Raw genomic sequence first — 20,030 nt, 5'->3', positions numbered from 1 at the left:
CATTGAAAGAACACTATAGGATAAAACTTGAATTCAATGCGAGTGAGAGAGCTATGCGGTTAGAACAGACTAAATGTGTAATTTTCGATTGTGATGGAACACTCATCGATAGCGAAAAGCTTTGTTGCCAAGCCTTGGTGAATGTGTTCACCGGCTTTGGGGCGGAGCTAAACGTTAATGACTGCTATGCGCACTTTCAAGGTGGAAAGCTGGCCGACATCTTAATGGATACACAGGAACGTTTAGGGCTATCTATCTCGATTGATACGCTTGAGCCGTTATATCGTATTGAATTAGAAGCCTTGTTCCAACATCATTTAAAGCCGATGGATGGTGCTATCGAGCTCATTGAATTTCTAAAGCGACAGGACATCGAATTTTGTATCGCTTCTAACGCGCCTAAGTCTCGGGTTGAATCTTCATTGGCCATGACAGGAATGCTTGATGACTTTAAAGGTAAAGTGTTTTCAGCTTTTGATGCCAACAGCTGGAAGCCAGAACCTGACCTGATTATGTATACAGCCATGAATATGGGCTTTTTACCCAATGAGTGTATCTATGTGGACGATACTTTAAAAGGAATTGAAGCGGGTGTTCGTGCGGGTATTCAATCATTCCGATTGCGCCCAAGTATCAATGAATCAGTCGTAGATCCCGAAGCCGACTCATCAGAGGTAGCGGCTCAGGATATCTACAGTTTGGAAGAGATTTCGGTTTGGATTAATGGCAAACACTGCTCAAGTGGTGGAATACCGAACCCTGCAGCTTTGGTGGGGTAGAGCCTAGCTGAAGGCTGACTACCTTACTAAATTGTTTAGTATGAAAACCGCAAGAGGCACAAGTAAACTTTTCTCCACTTTCTGAGAGTAGATATTCGTCGTGTTGGCATAAAGGGCATGTAATGTCGTCGGTGTTTGGTGTTTCTGTTTTATTCATTATGTGTCACCTGCAGCAAGAGGGTAAGCGAAAAAAGACCCGTTTAATTAGATTACCCCTAAGCTCGAATATTAGACAGTTTTGACACTTGATAATCTCGCCTTTGCGACTTGCTTCATGGTAATGATAATCTCATCGTTAAAGACCATGTGTTTCCTGTAGTTATTAAGGGAAGTTGTTATTAGTGAAAGTTGCTATTAACGGACGCTGCTATTAACGAACGTCGATAAAAAAGGACTCATGATGAGTCCTTTTTAGTTTCGCTGAATTTAACTTGGTCAGCCTAAGTCATCACTCAAACCTAAGTGCGGTATCTTGCCAAAGTTTTAGACAAAGAAACTGATGCGTCTGTCAGTGTCGACACGCCATTTGAAGAGTTTTGAGCCACTTCTTTAATCACATCGGATTGACTGCGAATATCGTTAAGTTCAGCTGCGATGGTGTTCGCTACGTTGCTTTGCTCGTCCGCTGAGGTTGCAATCTGAATACTCATATCCATTAGCGCTTGAGCTGAGTCAGCAATCGAGTTTACATCGTCCCCAATGTTTGAAATCAGTTGGCTGCTTGTTTGCGCTTGGTCGACCGTTTGCTCGGTGATCTTAGCGATATTTTGGCTTTCTTGCTGTAAGCGTTCAATCATCGCTTGGATTTCAACCGTAGCCGACTGAGTGCGACTTGCCAGTGTTCTTACTTCATCCGCAACAACTGCGAAACCACGGCCTTGTTCGCCCGCACGAGCGGCTTCAATCGCGGCATTCAAAGCAAGCAAGTTAGTTTGCTCTGAAATAGCGTTGATCGTCGTGATCACTTCATTAATTTGGCTCGTGTTCACATTCAAGCTGGTAACTGAAGATGAGGTTTGCTCAATCAAAGAAGAGAGTGTGGTGATCTCTGAGATGGCTTGTTGAACTTTCGTATGGCTGTCGTTGATTTGCTGCGCGTCTTGTTCAGTTTGTTCAGTTGAACGTGCTGAAATGTTAGAGACTTCATTGGCTGAAGCCGTCATCTGATCCATGGCAGTAGCAACAGAGTCTAGAGACGCATTCTGGCTCATAATTTGTGTTTCACTGCGCTTCATCTCTGCTTCGAAAGAAGCCGATGTTTCGCTTAGTGTCGCTGCACTGTGGTTTACATTGTTGACTAGCTCACTAAGCGTGTCCATTGAACGGTCAAGTGCACAACCAATCGTACCAAACTCATCTCGTCCTGGGTGGAAACCAAGGCGTGATGTTAAGTCGCCATCACCAATTTTTTGAGTAGTTGAGTAAAGCACCCACAATGCACCGCCTAGAAAAGTCGCCACCCAGTAACAGAAAAGACCAAAAGGCACACACCATAAAAAACTGAGTAATAAAGAGTACAGTGCTTGCTGCTTTTGATTCTGTGTATCGATATTTGAAACGGTAAGAGAGTAGTAGTTACCATCTTGTGCAATGGCTGTTGCTGTAACTGCACCACTCTTCAATATGGTTGTTTCTTGAGGACGTGTTTGTTGGCTAACTGAACGCACGGAAGCAGGGGAATCTGACGCTGATAAGATGCCTTGCAATTGATATTCAACCTGCTGTTTTGCACTTGCGTCAATTTGTTCCATATTGTTGACGTAGTTGAGGCCAGCGAGGCTTGCCACTGCGGCAAAAAAGATCAAGAAAATGACCCAAAACTTGTCGTTGATAGACATTTTAATAAACAGTTTATCTATCGTTCGAAATTGTACTTCTTTCATAAAAACTCCACGGTAAATCCTTTACCGTGGACTCTAAATAACCGACCTCAATAAAAATGTGATGCCAATCGACTAATTGTGAAAATTAATGATACCAACATATCGTTTATGAGATATCTATCAAGTATTTTTGTTCTCTATGGGTTTATTAGCCTAGAGAAGGCAATAACCCTACTGAAATAAGGATTTGAATCGCAATGATAAAAACGCCTACGCTGCCAACTAAAAACAACGCTTTACTTCCACCGAGCACTTGGTAAGTCGCTTCTGTGCCTTGAGGTTCTACAGAGAAATCCGTGTAACGAATCTTGTATACCATCACTGTCGGCAGCAAAATTGCGAGCACTGAAAGTGCTATGGCTGCGTAGCCCAGAGCTGTAATGAAACCCTGTGGGTAGAACAAGGCAAAACCTAATGGCGGTAAGAAAGTGATAGCGGCCGTTTTAACGCGTTTTGCACTGCCTAGTTTCTTGCTCAGTGAATCCCCCATGAATTCAAATAACCCCAAGCTCACACCAATAAAAGAAGTCAGCAGTGCAAGGTCTGCGAATGCGCCAACGATCACGCTAAGGTTTGATTGATGAACGGTTTGTGACAATGAGACTAATAGTGCGCCTAAGCTTGTATCCGACAAAAGCTGCTCTTGGCTGATCACACCTAGAGTCACACTCTGCCAGAAAACATAGATGACCAAAGGCAGTGCAGAACCAACAATCATGACCTTACGTAGAGATCGAACGTCACCATCTAGGTATCGAACAATTGAAGGGATGCTGCCGTGGAAGCCAAAAGAGGTAAACACAACTGGAATTGCAGCAACAATCAGCCCTTGCTGTAAAGGCATGCTCATTAGGTATTGAGAGGTGATGTTTGGTGCTAGGAAGCTGAGTACCAGTACCATCGCAATCAGTTTAAGTCCGAATAAAACGCGGTTAACTTTATCAACACTGTGCGTACCAATCGTCACAACGCCAGCAACTAACAGTGTGAATAGAAGGGTTGTAATTTGGCCATTAAGCTCAAAGCCTGAAATATCCGAGATACGCTGATTAAACTGCGCACCACCACCTGCGATATAAGCTGCACACAGAGCGTAGAAAAGGAACATAACTGCAAAGCTAGCGATCCACTTACCTTTTGTCCCTAAAATTTTGTCAGCTAGCGTATGTAGGGTTGCGTCAGAATCAGCGAATTGATGTAGTTCTACCATTAACAATGCAGTAAAGGCCATTAGAGCCCATAAGCCAAGCATTAGAAAAAGTGAGGTTGAAAAGCCAATACCTGCAGAAGCAAGTGGAAGAGCGAGCATGCCAGCACCAATAGTGGTGCCTGCAATGATCAAAGTACTACCAAAAACCTTTGATTTATTCATTGTATATAATTCTTTACGTTAGGGTGTGTTTTCATTGTAATTCTTCTAGCTTAAGCGCATAAACCCAAAGAATATCTCGATTTTAAAGTATTCTGATTGAGTTTAATTCCAAATGCAATGTCTAATGTAATTAAAAATATCCACTGTAAATTATAATTTACGACTGGTGGGTTGGAAGCACTCAAATGCCCGAAGCAAACGTTTGACCATGATCTGCTTCAAAATTTGTAGAGTAATTTGTTGTACTTGGTGTAAGGTGACAGTACATATGTCGTTCGCGTATACCCCTTTAGCGTAAACAAGCGCTAATGATCGCGAGTAGCTTCAAGCTATAAATATGGAATGGGTAGAGTAGAGTGCGTTCATCAAAGTGACATAATATAAGTCCAAGATGGTGCACTAGTTAATCGGACATCATGTCCGCATCAAGGAATAGAGGGGGCACTATGAGTGACCAATCTTTTAATGACGAAAGTCTTGAGTTGTTAGATGCCATGGAAATTGGCATTGATTTATCTGACTACGAGCAGGCGGTTAAACAATTAGCAGAAGAACTTTTTAAGTCTTCGAACTAGGTTTTACCTGAACTAAAGGTTTCTGTAGTTCAACGTTCTCAAATTAGACAATTCTTAAACTGAGCAAATCTCATTCGCTCACACGTCATAACAAAACTATCCTCATTAAAGTTCGCGAAGATAAACGAGTACGTTTACCATGTTACTTAGTTCTCGATACTTTAATGAGGTTCAATGAACTTTCTTGCACACCTCCACATCGCTCAACACTGTAAAAGTAACTTAGCTGGTAATCTGTTAGGTGACTTCGTTAAAGGCGACCCTAATAAACACTATTCAACCTCGCTTTCAGACGGAATAAGACTTCATCGATTCGTGGATAGTTACACAGACCGCCACGATGTATCCCGATCGGCAAAATCGCTTTTTTTAGACCAAACGCGTCGCTTTGCACCTATTGCACTGGATGTATTTTGGGATCACTGCTTAGCCAATCATTGGACTCAGTTCTCGCAGCAGACGTTAGAGCATTTTTGTTTCGATAGTCATCAACAGATCTTTGAACATCAAGAGCCTGACTGGCCTGAGAACTTCATTACGATTCATCAGAAGATGGCTGAACAACGTTGGCTGGAAAGCTATCAAGACATGTCTTCCATAGAGGTGGTATTGCAACGTATGGCGTTGAGAAGGCCCAAGTTAGGCATGCTCAAAAATTGTTACGACGACCTCGAACGTCACTATGATACGTTGCAGTGTCACTTTAATGAGCTGTATCCCAACGTTTTAGAAGAAGCGAAGCAGTTTAATGCACTTCAAATGAAGAAAAATCAAAAGGAAAGGTAAACAGCGTAATGCAGGTTTGCTACAATCCGCGCCTATTTAATCTTTGAGCATCATACTATGTCTGAATCTACCCGATCTTTTAACCAACTAGGATTGTCTGAGCAACTTCTTACAACGCTATCAGAGCTAAACTTTACGGCTCCGACTAGTGTTCAAGAACAAGCTATTCCATTGGTACTGGAAGGCAAAGATGTACTGGCTGGTGCGCAAACGGGTACCGGTAAAACCGCGGCGTTTGGTTTGCCGATTATTCAAAGATTAATCGAGACTAAAGACAATGTTATTCCGAACCCTAAGCTCGTTCGTGCACTTGTGTTAGTGCCAACGCGTGAATTGGCACAACAGGTGTTTGATAACGTAACGAGTTATGCGAAAGGCACCGATATTAAAGTTGTGGTGGCTTACGGCGGCGTTAGCATGAAGGTTCAAACCGATAACTTACGTGGAGGCGCCGACATTCTTGTAGCGACACCTGGTCGTCTTATTGACCATATGTTCACCAAGAACATAATGTTGAGCCAAACGGAAGTGTTGGTATTAGATGAAGCCGACCGCATGCTAGATATGGGCTTCATGCCTGACATCAAACGCATTCTTTCTCGCATGAACGACGTACGTCAGACGCTGTTCTTCTCTGCGACGTTCGACAATAAAATTAAAGCGCTTGCACATCGAATGATGCAGTCACCAAGCGAAATTCAAGTTACGCCAAAAAACAGCACCGCTGACACCGTTACCCAGATGGTTTATCCGGTTGATAAATCGCGTAAAAGTGAACTGTTGGCCTATTTGATTGGCTCAAAAAACTGGCAACAAGTGTTGGTGTTCACGAAAACTAAGCAGGGCACTGATGCTCTAGTTAAAGAGCTTAAGTTAGACGGCATCAAAGCGGCATCAATCAATGGTGATAAGAGCCAAGGTGCGCGCCAAAAAGCACTGGACGATTTCAAATCAGGCAAGGTGAGAGCGTTGATTGCAACCGATGTGGCAGCTCGTGGTATTGATATCCAGCAGCTAGAACAAGTTGTGAACTATGACATGCCATTTAAAGCTGAAGATTACGTTCACCGCATCGGACGTACTGGCCGTGCAGGTAATACCGGTTTAGCGATTTCTTTGATGAGTCAGGATGAAGCGTACCTATTGGGTGACATTGAACGCTTACTTGATACTCGCTTACCTCAAGAGTGGTTAGAGGGCTTTGAACCAAGCCTAGAAAAAGATGTAGCCCCTGATCGCGGTGGTCGAAGTAAAAGTCGTTCATCAGAAAAACGTAAGATGAAAGCGAAGCTTAAGATTCACCAAAACCGCGGTAAAGCACGTCGCTAACAAGCTGGATAAAGCTCCAGTTTAAAGATCTATAGATATAAAAATGCGCCGTTACAGTTGGTTCTGTAACGGCGCATTTTTGTTTCAAGTAAATCAATTTATGACCAAGGAAAATAAAAACACTGGATTAATGATGTTCTTGATTGCACTTCCATACACAGGGCACTTCATAAATTAGCTCATCTAGGCTAATTGGGTTTAGCACCCATTGGTCTTCGATTCTAAACTTACTTACCATTTGTGAGTTGAATAGTTGCCAATGCTTAAGTAGGGCATCTTCGGGCGAGGTGACCATATCGCCTTCGTTCCATGTGCTTTCCATGAAGGGAGTTAGGCATACCGCTCCGTGCGCATACATGATCATTTGCCATTTAATCTCATAAATGTTGATCAAGTTCTTTGGATTCGCATCGTTATATTGTTCAGCTAACATGTTGATTTCTTTTTCGACATCGCCAACATTGTCGATAAAATAATCGACCAAGTTGTCTTTTTGACGAACAGAGTCAGTGATAAGTTGCATCGGTTTTCGTGAGTGAATCATGTTGCTAAAGAGGCGCATACTAAATAAATAGATAGTAATGTTTGGTGCGACGCCTTTTGGTAACTCTTCCACTATCTTAGCAATATAAGACTGAAAATAAGCGTGTAAACAATCACTTATCGCATGCCAAATTTTTTCTTTGCTGCCAAAGTGGTGGCGAATAAGGCTATGCGATACGCCTGCTTTTTCACTGATGTTACGAAGCGAAACGCTATCATAACCATGCTCACAGAACATATCCGCGGCAACACCCATGATCAAAAATCTCGTCTCTTCAGCGTCTTTTGCGCTTCTTCTGCCTTGTTTCTTTTCAGTCATCTTCATTTCACACATTTACCTGATTACCACATTCTACACTGTTTTTACTCAAATAAAAAATACTGCACAGGTGGAAAGTAAAGCTTGTGGATTATGGATTTTTGAATATACTGCCCACCTGTGTAATAAATCATAATAATTAAATGGAGAGACATCATGCAGTCCAATTTGTCTATCAATGCCACATCGAGCAAGCGCATGGGAGCTGTGATTGCAGCACTATTGCTCGCAGGCTCTTTGACCGGATGTAATAAGGTTCAGTCAGAAGAAACGGTTCAAGTTGTTAAGCCTGTAAAGCTGTTTGAGATTCCTTTGCAGACGGATATCGAGCTTGATAGCTTTATCGCAAAAGTGGATGCAACCGACCGTGCTGCGCTTTCCTTCCAAGTAGGAGGCGACATTGAAACCTTCGATGTTCGTATGGGACAAGAAGTGAAGAAAGGTCAGGTGCTCGCCGTATTAGATGCGACGGATTACCGTATTGCGGTTGATGCAGCACAAGCCAAATTTGATCTTGCGAATAGCCAATATAAACAAGCTTCTGAGTTGTACGCGAAAAAGTTAGTCAGTACCGATTACTACGACCAAGCCGTGAACACTTTTACTGCCGCTGACGTTGAGTTGGACCAAGCAAAAACAAACCTTGGCTACACCACCTTAGTTGCTCCATTCGATGGCGTGGTATCGATGGTGTTTGGAAAACAATATCAATTGATCGCAGAAAAGCAGCCTGTACTGAATATTTTGAATCACAGTGAAATGGACGTGACGTTCTCTATTCCAGTATCAAAGCTTGAAGATCGTTCTATTCAAGACCTAACGAGCTCAAACATGTGGGTTGTGATGGATAGCCACCGTGGTATTCGTATCCCGACTCGCTTTAAAGAAATCTCTACACAACCAGATGAAGACACCAACAGCTACCAAGCGGTTGTATCCATCGAAAAGCCGAAAGGCATCAATTTACTTTCTGGAATGACAGCGCAAGTTGAAGTTCAGAAGCATAAATCTGACTACGGTATTGGCATTGTTGATTCAGCTTGGTTAACCAAAGAAGCTGACCATGGTGAGCTATGGCGCTATAACCCTGACTCTCAATTGATTTCTAAAGTACAAGTCCTTCTTGATGAGCAAGGCAAGGTTATTGACGGATTGTCGTCTGGCGACCTTATCGTTGAAGCGGGTGTGGATGTGTTATCCGATGGACAGCAAGTAAAAGCTTGGTTACGTGAGGGCGGTATTTAATGAACCTTTCCAAATTATCAATTGTTGTCGCGTCGGCTATGTTGCTTCAAGCCTGTAACAGTGAAGCCGTACATCGTGAGCAACCCCCTCTGCTAGTTTCTACCTTTGAAGTTGGCGCGCCGCTGACTGATCAATTCAGAAGTTTTAACGGTCAGGTAATGCCCGCTGAATTGACCCCCTTGGCATTTAAGCTCGCAGGCGAAATCCAACAAGTCTTGGTAGAAGCCGGTGACAACGTCGAAAAAGGGCAGTTACTTGCGACCTTAGACAACGCAACGTATCTCCAAGATCTTACTGACGCTAACTCTCAATTCAAACTGGCGAGCAAGCAGTTAGCCCGTGGTACGGAGATGTTTGGTAGCAAGATGTTGTCGCAGTCAGAGCTAGACCAACTAACGGCTAACTATAAGCTGGCATCAGCGAATTTGGCGGCTGCAGAGCGCAAGCTAAGTTACACAGAGCTTTTAGCGCCATTTTCCGGGACCGTTTCTACCGTGGACAAGCAACGTTTCGAAAACACGACACCGGGTGAAACACTATTAAGCGTGTACCAGAACGATAAGGTGTATGTGCTAATTCAAGTGTCAGATTCGATCTTGGCATCGATCAGTCCAGACATGCGTTCAAATAGCTATCGTCCTGAGGCGACCTTTGGCGGTCATACAGGGCAATATCCATTGACGTATTTGGAGCACACTAGTGAATTGCACCCGCAATCGCGTACTTACGAATTTTGGATGCAGATGCAGCAACCTAAAAACGAAATCCTGCCGGGTACCAGCGTTACGGTGAACGTGGATATGGCGAAAGCCGGCTTGAGCGATGTTCAAGGCTACCAATTACCAATGACAACTTTAGAAGCGGGTTCTGAAGCGAATCAGTTTTATGTGTGGAAAATGGAAGACGGACTAGCATTCAAAAGCGAAGTAGAAGTCGACAAGATCAGTGGCCAAGGCGCATTAATCGCTCATGGTGTTGAGCAAGGTGATCGACTCGTAAACTCGAATCTAAGAAAACTCCGTGACGGAATTAAATTGTCAGGAAAAGCAGAATGAACATCGCAGAATATTCAATAAAGAACAAAGTAATCAGCTGGCTGTTTCTCGTCATATTGGCCATTGGTGGTGTTACGTCTTTTGGTAATCTATCCCGTTTGGAAGACCCAGCTTTTACCATTAAAGATGCAATGATTATTTCAACTTACCCTGGCGCTACGTCAATGGAAGTTGAAGAAGAGCTGACTTACCCGCTTGAAAAAGAGATAAGACAGCTGCCTTATATCGACAAGATTACCTCAACGTCGTCGAATGGTATGTCTCAAATTATGGTGAGCATGAAGATGGACTACGGTCCAGACGAGCTACCACAAATATGGGATGAAATGCGTCGCAAGATCAACGATCTACAGCCCACGCTTCCTAGTGGCGTCAACTCAGTTCAGATCATTGATGATTTCGGTGATGTGTTTGGCGTGATGATTATGCTGACGGGTGATGGATACGATTACGTCGAGCTCAAACAGTATGCTGATTACCTCACACGTGAAATCGAACTGGTTGAAGGCGTAGGCAAAGTAAGCATTGCAGGAGACCAACAAGAGCAATTGTTCGTTGAGATGTCACTTGAGCGTTTAGCGGCGTTAAACCTAGACATGTCGATGGTAACGTCACTGTTAGCACAACAAAACAGTGTGGTATCGGCAGGTGAGGTAATGCTCAATGGTCAAAGCCTAACGATCAAACCTAACGGTACGCTGAGCACAGTTGAAGAGCTAGAAAACCTAATCATTCATGGTCGTGACACTGGCAATCTGATTCGTTTGAAAGATGTTGCTGAGGTCACTCGCGGAATCCAAGAAAAACCGGGCAATGTCTTAACTTACAACGGCAAGCCAGCTATTAACCTAGGTATTGCGTTCTCTTCAGGCGTAAACGTCGTCGAAATTGGTAGCGCGTTAGATGCCGAACTGGATCGTTTAGAAAGCATTAAGCCAGCCGGTGTTGAGTTGAATTACTTCTACAACCAAGCACAAGAAGTGGACAAGTCTGTTGCTGATTTCTTGATCAGCCTAGTGGAAGCGGTCGCAATTGTTATCATCGTACTTCTGTTCGCGATGGGCTTGCGCAGTGGTTTGATCATTGGTTTGGTTCTGTTGCTGACTGTATTCGGTACGTTCATTCTTATGGACTACAACGATGTTGAACTGCACCGTATCTCGCTGGGTGCTTTGATCATCGCACTGGGTATGCTGGTGGATAACGCGATTGTTGTCGTTGAAGGTATTTTAGTTGGCTTGAAGAAAGGCAAAACCAAGCTTGAAGCAGCGAAAGACATCGTGACACAAACACAATGGCCACTATTGGGTGCAACCATTATTGCTATCACAGCCTTTGCACCTATCGGATTATCAAAAGATGCAACGGGCGAGTTCATGGGTTCATTGTTCTGGGTTCTGTGTTTCTCGCTATTCTTGAGCTGGGTAACGGCGCTAACATTAACGCCTTTCCTGGCTGAGATGTTGCTTAAAGAAGAAGACAAGGTTGATGAAAACGTAGACCCTTACAAAGGCATCTTGTTCGTTGTATTTGGTGCGTGCCTGAAAGTAGCGCTTCGATTTAGATGGCTTACTGTTGTCAGCATGGTTGCGCTATTAGCGGTTTCCGTTGTCGGCTTTGGTATGGTGAAACAGCAGTTCTTCCCGCCATCAAACACGCCAATGTTCTATGTAGACATGTGGATGCCGGAAGGTACTGATGTTCGTGAAACGATCAAGCAGACAGAAAAAGTCGAAAGCTACATTCGTCAACAAGACGACGTAGAGTTTGTAACCACAACGGTTGGGCAGGGCATGCAACGTTTCGCGCTGACATACCAACCAGAGAAAAGCTACGAAGCGTACAGTCAGTTACAAGTAAGAACCACTGACCGTGACACCATGTTCGAAGTCCTAGAAGAGTTAGACAAGGACTTAGCCAACAAATTTGAACAACCTACGTTCCAATTCAAATTGATTGAGTTTGGCCCGTCACCAGCTTCAAAAATCGAGGCTCGTATTAGTGGTGCCGACCCACAAATCTTGCGCAGTATTGCGGTTGAAGTGGAAGACATCTTGTTAGCGGACCCTGGCTCTCGAAATGTTCGTCACGACTGGCGTGAACGTACCAAAGAGTTAGTGCCACTGTTTAACGAATCAAAGGCTCGTCGTCTTGGTATTTCAAAGACGGATCTGTCCGAGACGTTACAGATGGCGTTTGGCGGTTACAACATCGGTCTACTGCGTGATGGTACTCATATGTTGCCTATTGTTGCGCGTTTACCTGAAGCAGAGCGTTTTGATTTTGAATCACTGAACAATGTGAAGATTTGGAGCCCATCGTTACAAACCTACATTCCAGTTGAACAAGTGATTGATGGTGTAGAGCTTCAATGGTCTGAACCACTGATTCAACGTCGTGATAGAAAACGTACGCTAACCGTACTGGCTGATCATGATGTATTGGGTGATGAAACGCCGGCTAGCTTGTTTGCTCGTGTTAAACCAAAGGTAGAAGCATTAGAGCTACCAGCAGGTTACAACATTAGCTGGGGTGGTGAGTACGAAAGTTCGAAAGATGCACAAGAATCTCTATTTGGTTCACTACCAATGGGTTACTTGTTGATGTTTATCATCACCATGCTTTTGTTTAATTCGCTTCGTAAGCCACTTGTGATTTGGTTTACGGTACCACTTTCTATCATTGGTGTTTCGATTGGTCTGTTAGGTACCAATATGCCATTCAGCTTCACGGCGTTCCTTGGCCTACTGAGCCTAAGCGGCATGATTTTGAAAAACGGAATCGTCCTGCTTGACCAGATCAACACCGAACTCTCAACAGGTAAAGACCCATACCTAGCGGTTGTCGACAGCGCGATTAGTCGTGTACGACCGGTATCTATGGCAGCATTGACAACTATCTTGGGTATGATTCCTTTGGTATTCGATGCATTTTTCGGCTCGATGGCGATTACCATCATGGCAGGCTTAGGCTTTGCTACCGTACTAACGCTAATAGTAGTACCAGTGATGTTCGCTATTCTATATAGAATCAAACCGTCCACTGCGGGTTATTAGGGAATGATATAAAACAGATTCTTTTAAGCCAGCCCAGTGAATTTTGACTGGGCTTTTTTATGGGTGTGATTTGGCGACTAAGGGACTATAGCGTCAGCGAACGTTGCGTTAAGAAAGAGATAGGTATTAAAAAGCCGCTAACCAATGGTAAAGCGGCTTCCTGTAGAATAGAGAATAGAGAATAGGGAATAGAGAATAGGGGGCAGTTCTAGATTGCGAGGCGGAGATCTAACTCAATCGGCTTTGGCATGGCTAAGTGATAGCCTTGATACATATCGAAGCCTAAGCTTTGCATTGCTGCGAGCTGTTGTTCGGTTTCGATACCTTCGATTACGGTCTTAGCACCAATTTGATTAGCAAGGCTAAGAACCAATTCCATCTCGCTTGTGTCGCCTTGTTCAAAATCCAACATGACAGAGCGATCTATCTTGATGATATGAGGATTAATATGACGAACGCGCTGTTCTGTTGACGCTTGTGTTCCAAAATCATCAACAGCAATTTGAAAGCCGTTCTCTGCGAGAGAGTGAGCAGCATCTTTCAAGCGTTCTTCACTTTCTGCATTTAGTTCTACCAGCTCCATGACGATTTGTTCGCATGAAAGGTTAAGTTCATGCAGGCGTTTAGCCAACAGGCTGTCACTGACTTTTTCTGCGGCAAACAGCTCACCAACGTTTGGAAGAACGTTTAGGAAGAGGTGTAAATGACGAATATTCGATTGCGCGAAGTTACGGATATGGATAGCGCGACTCAGCCTTTCTACATTGATCTTGTCAGTGCACAAGGTATCGTCGGAATGGAAGAAGTGATCAGGACGAACAACATCCCCTTTGCTATTCGAAATACGAACCAAAGCCTCAACGCCTATCTGAGTCATTGAACTGTCAAATATAGGTTGATAGACACTTCTAAGTGTTAAGTCTTGATATTTCGCAATAAACTGCATATCGGCATCCACAGATATACAGCTAATAAATTCACTTCTGTCTGATAAAATCATAGTCGCTAATAAAGGTGTTTATTTAATGACGAAAATATACGTCATGGCTGTCACAATATTGACAGGTGTAAGTAAATTGTCAATTAATAAAAATTCATTTGTAGGGTCAATATTTAAATAAATATAATTAACGAAAAATCAGCATGATAAATGACATTAGCCATTAAATTTACTTATCATTCACTATATTTGATAGTTGCAGTGAATTTAATGGCTAAGTAACGTCTCTCATATTAACCCCAGCCAATATAAGGCTAGAATGCTGATACACCAGAGAAAAGTAGGGTTAAAGGCTTAGATTGTGGGGGAATGTCAAAGTTACAAAACAGAGAGACTAAGCGAGTTACATAGAAATGGTATCTATCTCTCAAAATCGAGACGGCAAGTACAACAACTATTAATAATTAAAACAGAAGGTTCGAATAATTAATGAACAAGGAATGAGTTGTCTTTTATAAAATATTGGGATGAAGGTCTAACAATTTACTTTCAATATTGAATGAAAAAGTTGACCCGTATTATCACTGCCATTGAAGTACCGCATAAAGTTGCAGGTATTTACGAACCAATTGTTGATTTCCTGACCGTTTGAGTGGGTGGCTGAATTTAATAAAGCAAGGGCTGATTCTGAAATTGTTATTTAAATCGGAAGCGAATTGAGAATCACTCTCTCTTAGAGTGATGCCTTGCTGGCTGTATTCCGTTATCTCGTCTGGGAGTTCTCCCATCCACCAATGTAACAACTCACTACTGTTTTTACTTCGGCTTATCCAATGGTCGGAGACAATGATCAAAACGTCATTTGGCTGAATGGCAAATCCATACTCTTGCTGCCAGTTATGAATGTCTAGCATCAACTTTTTACGACAGGTTTTTCCTGCACTCACCATATGATGGCTGATCATCCAAACGGTACCGATTTCAGAAGAGATTCGGAAGTGTCGAGGGTTTTCACCAGAAGAGAGTATTTCGAGTGGGCTGATGTTGCTTGCATGGTTAAAGCTAACAAAGGTGTGTTCCATTCGTCGGGCAAAGGCTTTGCCGATGTGATGCTCACTGATTCCTTGATTGTGTACCGTAGGGTAGTGGCGTTCACATAGCTTTAGGCAATCATCTTGAAATTGATTGACGCTTTTAATCACTAGATCTAATAACAATGAAGTCCCTTATACACAGTTACTATCTTATTGATGGGCAATAGTACGGTAATTGAGGTTCCGTTACCTATCGCCAAAGTGCGAGTTCTTGATCCCTCTATCAAAATTAGCTATTGCCGAGCGATTTTATGGATAGCACTGGCACTTCAATTGTCTGTATTCTAAATTATTAGGAATTCTAATTAGTTAGAAGGATTATGCTTAGTTAGCAAAGTTACTGGTGGCTAGCTTAATCTTAGTCAGCTAATCACAATTGATCTACTTACTCTTTATTTGGAAACATTCATGACCATTCAATTAGATTCGAAGCAAAAATCTGAGCTTACCCATGCCCTTCAAAAGTACCTTCAAGATGAACTTGATGTAGAACTCGGTCAGTTCGACACAGAATTCTTGGTCGACTTCATTAGCAAAAAGTTTGGTGCGGTGTATTACAACAAGGGGATAGAAGATGCTCAGAAAGTCATGGAACGAAAAATGTTGGATATCTCAGATGAGCTCTATGAAATTGAACAAATCGTTGAAATATAGACCCAGTAAACGATTGTTCGACAAAGAAATTTGTCAATAAAGCAACTTGTTCAAAAATTTTGAATAACTTGTTTAATTTGAAATGATGTAACTAATGTAAAGCTTGGTAAATAATATGTTACACAAACTTAGTGTAGGGTACGCTTTTCAAAATTACACGACTCGTTAACATTCGGAACAGATGCATGGACAACAACGTTAAAAATTACAATCCCTTAGCAAGAGCAATGCATTGGATTTCAGCACTCGCAATATTTGGCTTATTTGGTGTAGGCCTATGGATGGTTGATCTTTCATACTACAGCGAGTGGTACAAAACAGCACCAGACTACCACCGTTCGGTAGGCATTCTTTTGGCTACAGTTACTGTTCTCCGCTTGCTTTGGAAACTAGTTACCGCGTCACCTAAGGTGGAAGGTAAAAGCTATGAAGTTGCAGCAGCGAAGATCGCTCACGGCTTTATGTACATCAACTTAGCAGTTTTATTTGTTTCAGGTTATTTGATTTCGACATCAGATGGCCGCGGGATCGAGGTTTTCAATTGGTTCACTGTACCAAGTATGGGTGAACTGTTTGCAAACCAATCTGATCTCGCAGGTACGGTTCACTACTATGCTGCATGGGTACTGATCATTATGGCATCAGTGCACGCCTTAGCGGCGATAAAACACCACGTTATCGACAAAGACGATACGCTACGAAAAATGATAGGAGCTTCAAAATGAAAAAGTCAATTATCGCTACAGGATTAGCATTTGCTATGGCAATGCCTTTCGCTGCGAACGCCGCTGATTACGTGATTGATACAAAAGGTGCGCATGCTTCAGTTAACTTTAAAGTTAGCCACCTAGGTTACAGCTTTATCCAAGGTCGTTTTAACACGTTCTCAGGTGATTTCTCATTTGATGAAAGCAACGTTGAAGCGTCTAAAATAAACGTAACGGTTGATACTACAAGTCTTGACTCAAACCACGCAGAACGTGATAAGCACATCCGTAGCGGTGATTTCATCGATGCAAGCAAGTTTTCTGATGCTACATTCAACAGCACGAAAGTGGTTGATAAAGGTGACGGCAAACTTGAAGTAATGGGTGACCTTAAACTTCATGGCGTAACTAAGCCTATCGTTATCGAAGCTGAATTTATTGGTGCTGGTCAAGACCCATGGGGCGGTGAGCGTGCTGGTTTCGTTGGTACAACTCGTCTAGAGCTTGCTGACTTCAACATTCCAGTAATGGGCGCTTCAAGCTATGTAGACATGGATCTGCACGTTGAAGGTGTAAAGAAATAATCTAGCCTTCAATATTCGCTGACAGGTATCAACATTTTTTAGAAACATCAAAAGTTTGGTCGATACTAAAGAGGTCAGCAGTTGGCTAGTTAGTCATCGGGAAAGTAGTAAAACAGCTAGAAATAGAGAAAGGCGCAAAGTTTTCACTTTGCGCCTTTTTTATTGAGGTAAATGGCCACGCGTTTAGGTCTGTTTTGTGTCAAACCTTTTACTGCGTCTTAAGCCACCATTTACTTCTGCCAGTCAACGTTGCCATGACTGAGTTATCTAATTGAACTACTAACCCCTAATAGTTCAACTTACGATTAGTTAAGCCGTTTCTAGTTCAGCCTTTGGAACCACGTTTAGTCGGTCACCGTAAATTGGACGTAGTGCTTGCATCACTTCAATGCGAGTTAACACACCGACCATTACGCCATTTTCTAACACTGGCAGCATATGTGGTTGGCTTACTTTCATCGCTTTTGCACGCTCTTCTAGAGAAAGAGAAGTCAGGCGAGTGGCGTAGCCCATGCTTGTAGTAGGGTAAAGTTGCTCTTTGTCGATACATAGGAATTCAGCAACATCGACCAACTTATCACTAGCAGAGATAGCGACTACGTCACGGCTCATTAGGTCTACGACTTTCTGACCTTTTGTCGGGATGTAATCTTGGCACCAAAGGTCAACCATTACGTCGTGAACAGAGAAGATACCCACTAGACGACCTTCAACATCGCAAACAGGAGCGCTAACAAGTTGAGCGTCTAGAAGGGAATCAATTGCTACTGATGTAGGCATTTCTACGCTCAGTGTAATTGGTTGAGTGTTCATGATTTGCTTGATAGTCGTTGCTGTGTTCATAGTGATTTCCTTAACTGACGTAATTTCTGTTGTTTGTGTAATTGCTGTAATTTTTGCTGCTTTCAGCTGCGGGCGACGGTAAATGCTCCAGTTAGCTAAGCCGACCAATACTGAACCACCTACAATGTTGCCGATTGTCACCGGTATTAAGTTTGCGGTGACAAATTTCATGATGTTTAAGTCTGCGTACTGAGCAGGCGTTGCTCCGATTTGCATCCAAAAACTCTCTGGTGCGAATGTTTGAATCGTGATGCCTAGTGGAACCATGAACATATTCGCCACACAGTGCTCAAAGCCTGAGCTAACGAACATTGCAACGGGTAATACGGTCATCATTGCTTTGGTCATGGCGTTCGCAGAGCTGAACGTTAACCAAATCGCTAAACACACCAATAAGTTACAAAGCACACCCAAAGCAAAAGCTTGAACAGGGCTGTGGTGTAGCTTGTGTTGAGCAATGTTCAGAGCGTTTAAGCCCCATTGACCGCCATCCAGTTGATATAAGCCTGCTGCGCTTACCAAAGCCAATAGGAACATGGCACCGATAAAGTTACCGACGTAGACCTTGCCCCAGATAGACAACATCTTGGTGAAGGTTATCTGCTTGTTAGCCCATGAAATGCTTGATAACACTGAACTGGTAAACAGCTCGCCACCGCAAATCACAATCAGGATTAACCCCATACTGAATGCAAGACCGCCGGCTAAACGACTCAATCCCCATCCAGCATCAGCGCTACCCGTGGTCACCGTGATGTAGAATAAAAAAGCAAGCCCGATGAATGCGCCAGCCATGATTGCCAAACTCAATGTCATGCTGCTGGTTTTATTTGCTTTGCTTAATGCAAACTTCTCGGCTTCCGCCATCATTTCTGTTGGCGAGAACAGTTGCTGATTTTCAGAAGTGCTGGTTGCCATATCCCCCCCTTGAACAATCCGTCATGTGTAATTCCTAGTGTTAACGACTTGGTTAATCCGTAATGGTTAATCAGTGATTTTTTGCAGGGCTCGTTGTGTCCTGCCATTCCAGATTAGGGGGTAGAGGGGTAGAGGTAAAATTGATAATTTTTAGAAACCACATCAAATTTATTGATATAGATTGGGTTACGCGTAGAATGAAATTGATTGCTCATCGGCTTAAGAAAAAACGAGCAACAGGACACAAGTTATTAAAAGAATTAAGGATGAATTTTGCGTTATTCATTAAAGCAACTCGCGGTATTTGATGCAGTGGCAGATTCCGGGAGTGTAAGTCAAGCAGCAGACAGATTGGCGTTGACTCAATCGGCGACAAGTATGTCTCTTGCACAGTTGGAAAAAATGCTCGGCAGGCCTTTGTTTGAAAGGCAGGGCAAGCAAATGGCCCTTACTCATTGGGGTATGTGGCTAAGGCCTAAAGCGAAGCGTTTACTGCAAGATGCGCAGCAAATTGAGATGGGTTTTTATGAGCAGCACTTACTAAGTGGAGAGCTCAAACTCGGTGCAAGCCAAACACCAGCGGAACACCTTGTTCCTGACCTCATCAGTATTATTGATAACGACTTTCCTGAGATGCGAATCTCGCTCGGCGTACAAAGTACCGATGCGGTTATTGATGGCGTATTAGATTATCAATATGACTTGGGTGTTATCGAAGGTCGTTGTGATGACAACCGAGTTCACCAAGAAGTGTGGTGTACTGACCATTTAACGGTGGTTGCATCGGCTCATCACCCGTTTGCCAAGCGTGAACGAGTAAGCTTGGCGCAATTAGAACAAGCAAAATGGGTATTACGTGAACATGGTTCGGGTACTCGCAAAGTTTTTGATAGCTCTATTCATCATTTAATTGGTGATCTTGATGTTTGGCGAGAGTATGAACACGTTCCTGTTTTAAGAAGTTTGGTTGCAAACGGCCCATATTTAACGTGTTTACCTTATCTCGATGTCGAACAGTTTGTTGAGTCTGGCCAACTGGTCACGTTAAATGTCCCTGAGCTTGAAATGGAACGTACGCTTTCGTTTATCTGGCGTGCTGATATGTCTGAGAACCCACTTGCTGAGTGTATTAAGCGAGAAGGTAAACGCATGATGAAAGGCAAACCGTCGGTTCTGTAGCGATAAATTGATAAAAGACTAATAACCATTTATGTTGAATAAGCGATTCCGGTCTCCATCTGGTGATAAATGCATGTTCGCATACATTATTAATGTGATCATGATCGGCTAAAAGAAGGCGTTCTTCCCATAATATGCTTACTTGATTTTAAGTGAGGCTAAATCCGGT

Annotated in this window: 17 protein-coding genes; 11 read left to right on the top strand and 6 right to left on the bottom strand. The window is 43.0% G+C overall.

Annotation, left to right across the window (positions count from 1 at the left end; translation table 11 throughout):
- Positions 1–53: 53 nt before the first annotated feature.
- Positions 54–779, top strand: a complete 726-nt coding sequence (locus L3V33_RS02675) for an HAD-IA family hydrolase (protein ID WP_237288910.1) — start codon at positions 54–56, stop codon at positions 777–779.
- 458 nt (positions 780–1,237) lie between these two features.
- Here L3V33_RS02675 and L3V33_RS02670 read toward each other — a convergent pair whose 3' ends face one another.
- Positions 1,238–2,662: a methyl-accepting chemotaxis protein gene (locus tag L3V33_RS02670; RefSeq protein ID WP_237288909.1), complete on the bottom strand. Its 1,425-nt coding sequence runs from the start codon at positions 2,660–2,662 to the stop codon at positions 1,238–1,240.
- A gap of 148 nt (positions 2,663–2,810) precedes the next feature.
- Entirely contained in the window at positions 2,811–4,034 is a 1,224-nt protein-coding gene (locus tag L3V33_RS02665; RefSeq protein ID WP_237288908.1) for an aromatic amino acid transport family protein, read from the bottom strand.
- Positions 4,035–4,480: 446 nt separating this feature from the next.
- Here L3V33_RS02665 and L3V33_RS23155 point away from each other — a divergent pair, with 446 nt between their 5' ends.
- The 3 genes from L3V33_RS23155 to L3V33_RS02655 all read left to right on the top strand — a co-directional run bounded on the left by L3V33_RS23155 (position 4,481) and on the right by L3V33_RS02655 (position 6,724).
- Entirely contained in the window at positions 4,481–4,609 is a 129-nt protein-coding gene (locus tag L3V33_RS23155) for a hypothetical protein (RefSeq protein WP_004730901.1), read from the top strand.
- Positions 4,610–4,783: 174 nt separating this feature from the next.
- Positions 4,784–5,395: an ACP phosphodiesterase gene (locus L3V33_RS02660; protein WP_237288907.1), complete on the top strand. Its 612-nt coding sequence runs from the start codon at positions 4,784–4,786 to the stop codon at positions 5,393–5,395.
- A gap of 57 nt (positions 5,396–5,452) precedes the next feature.
- Positions 5,453–6,724 carry a DEAD/DEAH box helicase gene (locus L3V33_RS02655; RefSeq protein WP_017088235.1) on the top strand — a complete coding sequence of 424 codons (1,272 nt, stop codon included), beginning with the start codon at positions 5,453–5,455 and terminating at the stop codon, positions 6,722–6,724.
- Positions 6,725–6,851: 127 nt separating this feature from the next.
- On the opposite strand, the gene L3V33_RS02650 is transcribed toward L3V33_RS02655, so the two are convergent.
- Positions 6,852–7,592, bottom strand: a complete 741-nt coding sequence (locus L3V33_RS02650; protein ID WP_114635377.1) for a TetR/AcrR family transcriptional regulator — start codon at positions 7,590–7,592, stop codon at positions 6,852–6,854.
- A 150-nt stretch (positions 7,593–7,742) separates the two neighbouring features.
- Between L3V33_RS02650 and L3V33_RS02645 the strand changes: the two genes are divergently transcribed.
- From L3V33_RS02645 to L3V33_RS02635, 3 genes are read left to right on the top strand one after another with little or no spacing between them, the layout of a single operon-like run.
- The gene (locus L3V33_RS02645) at positions 7,743–8,831 is read left to right on the top strand and encodes an efflux RND transporter periplasmic adaptor subunit (protein WP_146455685.1); all 1,089 of its coding nucleotides are present in this window, start codon (positions 7,743–7,745) and stop codon (positions 8,829–8,831) included.
- Positions 8,831–9,886, top strand: a complete 1,056-nt coding sequence (locus L3V33_RS02640; protein WP_237288906.1) for an efflux RND transporter periplasmic adaptor subunit — start codon at positions 8,831–8,833, stop codon at positions 9,884–9,886. Before L3V33_RS02645 ends, L3V33_RS02640 begins: the two co-directional genes overlap by 1 nt.
- Positions 9,883–12,942 carry an efflux RND transporter permease subunit gene (locus L3V33_RS02635; protein WP_237288905.1) on the top strand — a complete coding sequence of 1,020 codons (3,060 nt, stop codon included), beginning with the start codon at positions 9,883–9,885 and terminating at the stop codon, positions 12,940–12,942. The genes L3V33_RS02640 and L3V33_RS02635 overlap by 4 nt, the downstream gene beginning before the upstream one ends.
- A 208-nt stretch (positions 12,943–13,150) precedes the next feature.
- Here the strand turns inward: L3V33_RS02635 and L3V33_RS02630 are convergent, their stop codons facing one another.
- Both L3V33_RS02630 and L3V33_RS02625 read right to left on the bottom strand, forming a co-directional pair.
- Positions 13,151–13,888, bottom strand: coding sequence for an EAL domain-containing protein (locus L3V33_RS02630; RefSeq protein WP_081279982.1), 738 nt, complete (start codon positions 13,886–13,888; stop codon positions 13,151–13,153).
- 575 nt (positions 13,889–14,463) lie between these two features.
- Positions 14,464–15,099: a hypothetical protein gene (locus tag L3V33_RS02625; RefSeq protein WP_114635373.1), complete on the bottom strand. Its 636-nt coding sequence runs from the start codon at positions 15,097–15,099 to the stop codon at positions 14,464–14,466.
- 285 nt (positions 15,100–15,384) lie between these two features.
- Between L3V33_RS02625 and L3V33_RS02620 the strand changes: the two genes are divergently transcribed.
- From L3V33_RS02620 to L3V33_RS02610, 3 genes are all read left to right on the top strand, one after another.
- On the top strand, positions 15,385–15,630 hold the full coding sequence (locus L3V33_RS02620) for a DUF2164 domain-containing protein (RefSeq protein WP_048660209.1): 246 nt from the start codon (positions 15,385–15,387) through the stop codon (positions 15,628–15,630).
- A 185-nt stretch (positions 15,631–15,815) separates the two neighbouring features.
- Positions 15,816–16,355, top strand: a complete 540-nt coding sequence (locus L3V33_RS02615) for a cytochrome b (protein ID WP_146455689.1) — start codon at positions 15,816–15,818, stop codon at positions 16,353–16,355.
- Complete coding sequence (locus tag L3V33_RS02610) at positions 16,352–16,921, top strand: YceI family protein (protein WP_114635371.1); 570 nt, start codon at positions 16,352–16,354, stop codon at positions 16,919–16,921. The genes L3V33_RS02615 and L3V33_RS02610 overlap by 4 nt, the downstream gene beginning before the upstream one ends.
- 309 nt (positions 16,922–17,230) lie before the next feature.
- Here L3V33_RS02610 and focA read toward each other — a convergent pair whose 3' ends face one another.
- The gene (gene focA, locus L3V33_RS02605; RefSeq protein ID WP_054546901.1) at positions 17,231–18,682 is read right to left on the bottom strand and encodes a formate transporter FocA; all 1,452 of its coding nucleotides are present in this window, start codon (positions 18,680–18,682) and stop codon (positions 17,231–17,233) included.
- A 273-nt stretch (positions 18,683–18,955) separates the two neighbouring features.
- On the opposite strand from focA, the gene L3V33_RS02600 reads away from it, so the two are divergent.
- Entirely contained in the window at positions 18,956–19,861 is a 906-nt protein-coding gene (locus L3V33_RS02600) for a LysR substrate-binding domain-containing protein (RefSeq protein ID WP_004730888.1), read from the top strand.
- The last annotated feature ends 169 nt before the right edge of the window (positions 19,862–20,030 follow it).

Origin of the sequence: Vibrio sp. A2-1 (assembly GCF_021728355.1) — a bacterium.
In the GTDB taxonomy this organism is placed as follows: domain Bacteria; phylum Pseudomonadota; class Gammaproteobacteria; order Enterobacterales; family Vibrionaceae; genus Vibrio; species Vibrio splendidus_K.
The sequence above is the reverse complement of the archived record's forward strand: the minus strand, read 5'-3'. Positions and strand labels throughout refer to the sequence as shown.

Bases quoted from the DNA above. Each gene is read 5' to 3' on its own strand.
- L3V33_RS02675 (WP_237288910.1), top strand. From the start codon at position 54: ATGCGGTTAGAACAGACTAAATGTGTAATTTTCGATTGTGATGGAACA.
- L3V33_RS02670 (WP_237288909.1), bottom strand. From the start codon at position 2,662: ATGAAAGAAGTACAATTTCGAACGATAGATAAACTGTTTATTAAAATG.
- L3V33_RS02665 (WP_237288908.1), bottom strand. From the start codon at position 4,034: ATGAATAAATCAAAGGTTTTTGGTAGTACTTTGATCATTGCAGGCACC.
- L3V33_RS23155 (WP_004730901.1), top strand. From the start codon at position 4,481: ATGAGTGACCAATCTTTTAATGACGAAAGTCTTGAGTTGTTAGATGCC.
- L3V33_RS02660 (WP_237288907.1), top strand. From the start codon at position 4,784: ATGAACTTTCTTGCACACCTCCACATCGCTCAACACTGTAAAAGTAAC.
- L3V33_RS02655 (WP_017088235.1), top strand. From the start codon at position 5,453: ATGTCTGAATCTACCCGATCTTTTAACCAACTAGGATTGTCTGAGCAA.
- L3V33_RS02650 (WP_114635377.1), bottom strand. From the start codon at position 7,592: ATGAAGATGACTGAAAAGAAACAAGGCAGAAGAAGCGCAAAAGACGCT.
- L3V33_RS02645 (WP_146455685.1), top strand. From the start codon at position 7,743: ATGCAGTCCAATTTGTCTATCAATGCCACATCGAGCAAGCGCATGGGA.
- L3V33_RS02640 (WP_237288906.1), top strand. From the start codon at position 8,831: ATGAACCTTTCCAAATTATCAATTGTTGTCGCGTCGGCTATGTTGCTT.
- L3V33_RS02635 (WP_237288905.1), top strand. From the start codon at position 9,883: ATGAACATCGCAGAATATTCAATAAAGAACAAAGTAATCAGCTGGCTG.
- L3V33_RS02630 (WP_081279982.1), bottom strand. From the start codon at position 13,888: ATGCAGTTTATTGCGAAATATCAAGACTTAACACTTAGAAGTGTCTAT.
- L3V33_RS02620 (WP_048660209.1), top strand. From the start codon at position 15,385: ATGACCATTCAATTAGATTCGAAGCAAAAATCTGAGCTTACCCATGCC.
- L3V33_RS02615 (WP_146455689.1), top strand. From the start codon at position 15,816: ATGGACAACAACGTTAAAAATTACAATCCCTTAGCAAGAGCAATGCAT.
- L3V33_RS02610 (WP_114635371.1), top strand. From the start codon at position 16,352: ATGAAAAAGTCAATTATCGCTACAGGATTAGCATTTGCTATGGCAATG.
- focA (WP_054546901.1), bottom strand. From the start codon at position 18,682: ATGGCAACCAGCACTTCTGAAAATCAGCAACTGTTCTCGCCAACAGAA.